This is a genomic window from Acidimicrobiia bacterium (assembly GCA_016650365.1).
Taxonomy (GTDB): Bacteria; Actinomycetota; Acidimicrobiia; order Spongiisociales; family JAENVV01; genus JAENVV01.
Map to the genome: position 1 here is coordinate 1 of JAENVV010000183.1, position 6,403 is coordinate 6,403.

General features: G+C 60.5%; 10 protein-coding genes. 5 read left to right on the plus strand and 5 right to left on the minus strand.

Going from position 1 to position 6,403, the window contains the following annotated elements; translation table 11 throughout:
• The 4 genes from JJE47_11050 to JJE47_11065 all read left to right on the plus strand — a co-directional run.
• On the plus strand, positions 1-704 hold a 704-nt coding region (locus JJE47_11050), incomplete at its 5' end, for a DMT family transporter (GenBank protein MBK5267957.1).
• Positions 705-784: 80 nt separating this feature from the next.
• On the plus strand, positions 785-946 hold the full coding sequence (locus tag JJE47_11055) for a hypothetical protein (GenBank protein MBK5267958.1): 162 nt from the start codon (positions 785-787) through the stop codon (positions 944-946).
• A 42-nt stretch (positions 947-988) separates the two neighbouring features.
• On the plus strand, positions 989-1,279 hold the full coding sequence (locus JJE47_11060; protein MBK5267959.1) for a redoxin domain-containing protein: 291 nt from the start codon (positions 989-991) through the stop codon (positions 1,277-1,279).
• Positions 1,280-1,334: 55 nt separating this feature from the next.
• Entirely contained in the window at positions 1,335-2,210 is an 876-nt protein-coding gene (locus JJE47_11065; GenBank protein ID MBK5267960.1) for a prenyltransferase, read from the plus strand.
• Positions 2,211-2,326: 116 nt separating this feature from the next.
• Here JJE47_11065 and JJE47_11070 read toward each other — a convergent pair whose 3' ends face one another.
• From JJE47_11070 to JJE47_11085, 4 genes are all read right to left on the minus strand, one after another.
• Positions 2,327-2,935 (minus strand): hypothetical protein, encoded by a 609-nt coding sequence (locus JJE47_11070; GenBank protein MBK5267961.1) that lies wholly within the window; start codon positions 2,933-2,935, stop codon positions 2,327-2,329.
• Positions 2,932-3,531, minus strand: a complete 600-nt coding sequence (locus JJE47_11075; protein ID MBK5267962.1) for a sigma-70 family RNA polymerase sigma factor — start codon at positions 3,529-3,531, stop codon at positions 2,932-2,934. The genes JJE47_11070 and JJE47_11075 overlap by 4 nt, the downstream gene beginning before the upstream one ends.
• A gap of 66 nt (positions 3,532-3,597) precedes the next feature.
• A complete protein-coding gene (locus tag JJE47_11080) occupies positions 3,598-4,791 on the minus strand; it encodes an FAD-binding oxidoreductase (protein ID MBK5267963.1) in 1,194 nt (397 codons plus the stop codon).
• 15 nt (positions 4,792-4,806) lie between these two features.
• The gene (locus tag JJE47_11085; protein ID MBK5267964.1) at positions 4,807-5,610 is read right to left on the minus strand and encodes an SDR family oxidoreductase; all 804 of its coding nucleotides are present in this window, start codon (positions 5,608-5,610) and stop codon (positions 4,807-4,809) included.
• 116 nt (positions 5,611-5,726) lie between these two features.
• Between JJE47_11085 and JJE47_11090 the strand changes: the two genes are divergently transcribed.
• Positions 5,727-6,107 carry a hypothetical protein gene (locus JJE47_11090; protein ID MBK5267965.1) on the plus strand — a complete coding sequence of 127 codons (381 nt, stop codon included), beginning with the start codon at positions 5,727-5,729 and terminating at the stop codon, positions 6,105-6,107.
• A gap of 55 nt (positions 6,108-6,162) precedes the next feature.
• On the opposite strand, the gene JJE47_11095 is transcribed toward JJE47_11090, so the two are convergent.
• Positions 6,163-6,403 (minus strand): adenylyl-sulfate kinase (locus JJE47_11095; protein ID MBK5267966.1); only part of this gene is annotated, 241 nt, incomplete at its 5' end.

Here is a 6,403-nt window from a genome sequence, read left to right on the forward strand (position 1 = left end):
TACCGCCGCGGGCCGCCGGGTGGTTTGTCGCGGCGGCTCTCGTTCACTTCCTGGGCGGATGGACCCTTTTCGCTCTCAGTCAACAGCGAATCGGGCCGTCAAGAACCGCGTCCGTACTGTCGATCAACCCGGTGGTGGCAGCACTCATGGCGGCTTTGGTCATTGACCAGCGCCTTAAACCCATCACGTGGCTTGGAGTCATCGTTGTCACCGTTGGCGTGGCCATCGTGGCCGTGCGGAATCCGTCGAAGGTCTCTGCACCTGCCGCGGGGCTAACCGCCGTCCTTGCCGCGACACTCCTGTTCTCGATCAGTCCACTCTTCGTCAGTTTCGGTCTCGCCCGATTCGATGGTGCACTGGTTGGCCTGGTCGCTGGTCTAGCCGTGACGGTGCCCTGCATGCACCTATCCACCAGAGCCATCACCGGCCAATGGGTTCGCCTGAATCGGTCGATGTTGCCGTGGTTGGTATTGGGAGGAGCGTCTGCCGGCTTTGCCGTAGCTGCCCAATGGACCGCCTTCGACCTGATTCCGGTCGGCGCCGTCGTGAGCCTGCAACAACTCTCGACGCCGGTGGTTCTGTTCGTCGGCCCGGCGCTGCTGTCAGATCGTCTTGAACGCCCGGACCGGCGGATGCTTGCCGGTTCCATACTCATCCTCGGGGGAGCAATCGTCGTCGCCCTGTTCGGACGTGCCCTTGGTTAGCGGGAAGAGGCGCCGGGAGAAGCCGGGAACGGTTTGCGATTAACCAGTTGTTGACGGTCAGGCCCCCGTAAGATGGGGGAATGGACCATGCTCGATTCTCTCCGTCCGCATCGACCCCGCTCCAGGTTGGCGATCCGGCTCCCGACTTCGAACTCCGCCATACCTTTGACAAATCGGTCTCTCGAACGCAGGGTCGACCGATGGTCGTAGCGTTCTACGTCTTCGACTTCGGGGCGTTCTGAGGGGCCGAGCTGGCCCAGTTGGGCTCAATCTCCTCCACGATCATGGCCCACGGCGCCGACCTGGTGGCGATTGCCGTATCGGCTACGTTCTCGCAGATGGCGTTCGCTCGCGAACTCGGTCTCGACTTTCCGCTGTTGTCGGATTGGGAGGGGGCGGTGTCGGGCGCTTTTGGTGTTCGGTATGACATCTGGAAGGGCCATGTAGGCCTGGCAAAACGAGCCCTGTTTGTCATCGATGGTCAAGGCACGGTCCACTACACCTGGAGCACCAACAACGCCGAGGAACTACCTGAGTTACAGCCAATGCTCGATTCGCTCAGCGACCTCTCCTGATTCGGAGTCCTGCCGTGACCGGTGATCTAGCGTGCGACAACGGAATGGCACCGCGATGAAGCCGCCTTCTCTTCGAATGGCGGTCGACTTTGTCCGGTTGGCTCGTCCGCACTTTCTCGTCGGTGGAGCACTGATGTATGCCCTTGGTGCGGTGAGCGCGCCGTCGCTCACGCCAGGCCGATATGTACTGGGTCAGGGCTTGGTGACGACCGCCCAGATCACGGCCCACTTTCTGAACGAATATGCCGATCGAGAAGTAGACCGGTCGGTCACCAATCGAACGCTGTTCTCAGGCGGGAGTGGAGTACTGGTCGATGGTGCCCTTGTTCCTCGAACCGCCCTGACCGCCGGTATCGGCACCACGATCCTCAGTCTCTGCATCGCCGTTTGGCTCTTCCCAACCTATCCGCTTGCCACTCTCCTCGGGCTGGCCGCGCTGCTTGTTTCCTGGCTTTATTCGATACCGCCGGTCCGACTTCTCGAAACGGGATGGGGAGAGATGGCGACCACCCTCGTGGTCATCGGACTCGTTCCCCTGATCGGCGTTACGAGCCAGGGGTCAGGACCGCCGGGGGCATTGTGGGCTTCGATCGCAACTCTGCTCCCCATTCACCTCGCCATGATGCTCGTCTTCGAGCTACCCGATCTTGAGTCCGACCGCACGGTTGGCAAGAAGGTGCTGGCGGTTCGAATGGGCCGTCAACGAACCGAAAGGCTCGTCGCGAGCTTGCTGGCTCTGGGAGCGTTAGGGGCTGGAGTATTCCTTGCCATCGGATGGCTCATGCCTGGATCTACGGTTGCCTATCTCAGTGCTATCCCCGGCCTGGCGACGATATCTGCGCTTGCCCGGAATCGCTACGCGCTTGCCACGGCAACCTCTGTCGCCACCCTGGGGCTTTCGGCAATTGGCCTGATGGTCGGGATGGCCTAAACGCACAAGGCCGGAGGCGCAACCGACTGGTCGGTCCGATTCCGCATGACGGCGCGAAGGAGGGTGGAGTATCGGTCTGACACTCCACCCTCACAATCATTGGTGGCAACCACCGGTCATGCGCCAAACGCCTCTTCGAAGTACCCACGAAGCTCGGGAGAGGCGGGGCCACTGTATCCACAGAAGTTCACGTTTCCGTCGGTAGCTGCGATCAGATAGCTGCTCCCGACCTCGAGCGGAAAGGCGCCGATGAGGGAAACCATGTCCGCTGACCCGCCGGTTAGGGCGACCTCGGCAGCGGCGCCACCTTTGTACCAATGATCAACCGTCAGCGTCCCACGTGCACCGTCCACGCCGGTAACCGTCCCCTCAAAGGCGATCGGCATATCTCTGAGAATCGCAACGTCGAATATAATGCATGAGGCAAGCACGTTGCTGTCTCCGAGCGATAACTCCAACGGTGGTCCGGCGACCGGCGCAGGATCGGTGCCTGCACCGCCGAAGGTGAAGACGCTCACCGCTATCGCCGCGACTACCAGGGTTGCCAGCGCGGGGACCCATCGCTTCGGTGTTCGTACCCCGCTTGGCGGAGTGGTTAGGTGAGTAGTAGTTGACATGACACGCTCCATTCGATGCCTGGACGACTCGGTCGTCGGTAATTCGGTCGACACAGCGGCTTGCATCGGGTCGAGGCGTTTGAGGCTATTACGCAATTCTTCCGTCACGATTGATGCTCCCCGGTGTTCTCACGCTCTTTATGTCCGGCATCGTCGGGATTCTGTCCGGCGAGCAACCCGGTCAACTTTTTCTTGGCTTTGGTGAGTCTGAGGCTGACGGCGTTCGCCGAGGTACCCAGGACGGTCGCAATCTCGCGAGGCTCAAGTCCTTCCCACGCCCACAATCTGAGAACTTCCCGGTCTGATTCGGCTAAAAGGCGGAAAGCCGAAGCCAGGGCGGGGTAGTCGTCCAAACCCACTTCGTCGATCGGCACCTGAACCGGCTGGGCGCCCAGTCGCTCGAGTAGACCTTGTCGCCGGGCCATGCTGCGCCGCCGATTGGCTAGTGCCCTTCTGGCAACGCCGTAACACCACGGGAGGCAGTCATCTACGGCCAAGGTGGGGAGCCTCTGCCAGAGGACAAGCAGAACATCGTCGAGCACCTCATCTGCGTCGTCGATGGATGCTCGCCGCCGCAAGTAGCGCTGAAGCGGTTCGTAGACGATCGCGTAGATCTCCTCAAAACGTTGGCGTCGACCGAGATCGAATTGCCCGCCGCCTGCCCGGCCCGAGCCTTGATCAGATTGGTTGTGAACGGAACGCATGATCCTCCCGGGCGCCGCAGGGCGATGGTCAAGGATCGGACGTCACGGATGGTTGAGCGGTTCCCGCTAAATAATGGCCGATTCATGAAACGGTTCATTGCGAGTAACCCGGTCGTAGCCCAGGGGAGTGAGATCAAGCGTGCGATAGGCACCGTAGACGATCAGTTCGCTGACCCCCCGTCCTACCGCCGGAGATTGCTGCAGGCCGTGGCCAGAGAACCCATTGGCGAAAACGAAGTTGGGCAGGGCGCCGGCGGATCCAATGATCATGTTGTGATCGAGCACGTTGAAGGCGTATTGGCCTCCCCAGGATGCGACCACCGCGATGCGTTCAAACTGGGGCACGTAGGAAGCCAGGACCGGCCAAATCAACTCCTCGAACTCACCGTGGCGAGTCTCCAGGTCGTCGTAGCCGACAGCCCGGTCATCAACCGGAACGCCACCCGTCACGTAGTGCTGCCGCTCACGGCGAAAATGGACTCCTTCAGGCGTGACGGTAAGCGGGACGTTCTGTTCGATCGGGGCGCGACAGTCGAAGACAAACGTCGTTCGCGAGCGGGGCTCGACCGGCAACTCGATGCCCGCCATCGCCGCGATGAGCTTGGCGCGCGGGCCGGCCGCGTTGACCACGTGGCCACAGGCCACAGTACCCCCCGATTCAAGTCGCACGCCGGTGATCCGACCTTCGCTCTGTACAAGATCCACGACCCGATCGGACCGATAGGTCACACCGTTGTGGCGGGCGCGCTGGCGAAAGCCCAGCAACAGAGCCCACCCATCGATCGATCCCTCTCGTTCACTACCAAAACGCGCCCCGACCAACCGATCCGTATTCATATATGGGAACTGGGTCTCAACCTCAGTTGGATTGAGCATCCGCACGTCTGCCCCATTGGCCAGTTGGATTTGGTGCTCAGCGTCGAGAACCTCCAGCGCCGTCTGGTTCGTGGCCAGAAACAGATAGCCCGTGCCTCGAAAATTCAGGTCTGGCACGTCACGATCGACGATCACTCGATCGTGGAACTCAGCCAAGAACTCGAGCCCGAACTGGCTGATCTTTATGTTGAGCGGGTTGGAGAATTGCTCCCGGAAGCTGTTGCCCGAGCGGGTACTTTGAGCATTGACGTACGTTGAATCGGGCTCCACGACCAGGACCGATCCATCAAAATCAGGGTTCTCGCTCAGGAAATAGGCGATCGCACTGCCCATGAGCGCCCCACCAACGATAACGACGTCGTAGGCGCCGTTTATTTTGGTCATCGCCCACTCGGGTAATCAGAGATCTTCGACACGAGGAAATCCCGATGGGGGCATGATGTCGACGGTCGCTGAACGCTGCTGGGCGGTCATGCCACCGTCGATCTTGATGACGTCGCCGGTGATATAGGCGGCATCGTCGGACGCAAGAAATAGCGCGGCCCCGGTCATGTCGTAGGCCTCGCCGATGCGCCCGAGGGGGACGTTCTCGCCACGGTATATCCGTTCCTCCATGGATAACCCGGTCGTGTCAATCGACCCTGGCATCAGCGCGTTCACGCGTATGTTGTATGGACCAAGGTCGAGGGCCATGGCTCTGGTGAGAGCTTCGATTCCGCCCTTAGTGGCGTCATAAGCCGTAAACGAGCGATGCGACTGGGTCGCGCCACCGGAACTCATATTGATGATCACGCCGCCGCCGGCTTTGGCCATGATCCGGGCAGCCCGATGGGAGCAGAGAAAATGCCCGGTCAGGTTGACGTCGATGATTCGGCGCCACCAGGCTTCATCGGCTTCGAAAAAGTGAAGCATCGGACCGATCAGACCAGCGTTGTTCACGAGAACGTCGATCCGTCCATACGTTTCGACGGTCGTATCGAACATCTCGGCGACTTGACTGCTGTTTGACACATCGGCGACGGCGGCCAGGGCCGACCCTCCTGACCCGTTTATCCGGTCGGCCGCAGCCTGCGCCGAGACCGGATCGACATCATTCACGACGACTTTTGACCCGACGTTCGCGAATCGATCAGCGATAGCCCGGCCAATCCCCGAGCCGGCACCAGTGACCAGGACGACTTTCTTTGCCAACGATTCATACATGAACGGCCACTTTCGTGTTTCGAGGTTGAGCCAGGATTCTCGCATGGATTGAACCCGGCATGGTCGCCCGGGCACCGGATTTGGAACCGATCTTTGGCAGAGGACGTCCAAAAGCCATGGGAAACGCTCGCTTGATTCTTCTGACCTTGATCCTGGCTGCGTGTTCAGCTCAGGAAACAGGCCGATCAACCGGCACCGGGACTGTCTCGGGCAATGTTTTGGCCGGTCCTACCTGCCCTGTCGAACGGCCCGGAGATCCCGCCTGCCTTCCGGTCGCGGTGCGGGGCATGGTGGATTTCGTCCAAAATGACGAGGTCGTCGCCTCACAGGCAATCGATACCACCGGCCACTACGCGCTCGACCTGGCCCCTGGCTCCTACACCGTCCGGGTCGACGTTGGGGAAAGTCCGTTTCCCAGCTGTCCCTCATTGGAGGTCGTCGTTGAGCAGGGCGCCGAGTCAACGATCAACATCGATTGTGACACAGGCATTCGGTGAGATTGGAGATCGTTGCCGACGGCGACTCCACGACGCCTGGTGGACGATTCTCGAATCAAAGTGCCAATCGGTCGACGATCGTCTGCACACACGCTTCAAGTTGACGAGTGGTGTCGATTCGAATTTCAGGGTTAGTCGGCGGTTCGTACGGAGCCGAGATTCCACTAAATTCCTGGATCTCGCCGGACCGGGCCTTCGCATACAGCCCTTTGACGTCGCGTCGTTCACAAAGCTCAAGCGGTGTATCGACGAACACTTCGATAAAGCGACCGTCCGGGTGCAGAGCGCGCACCCGA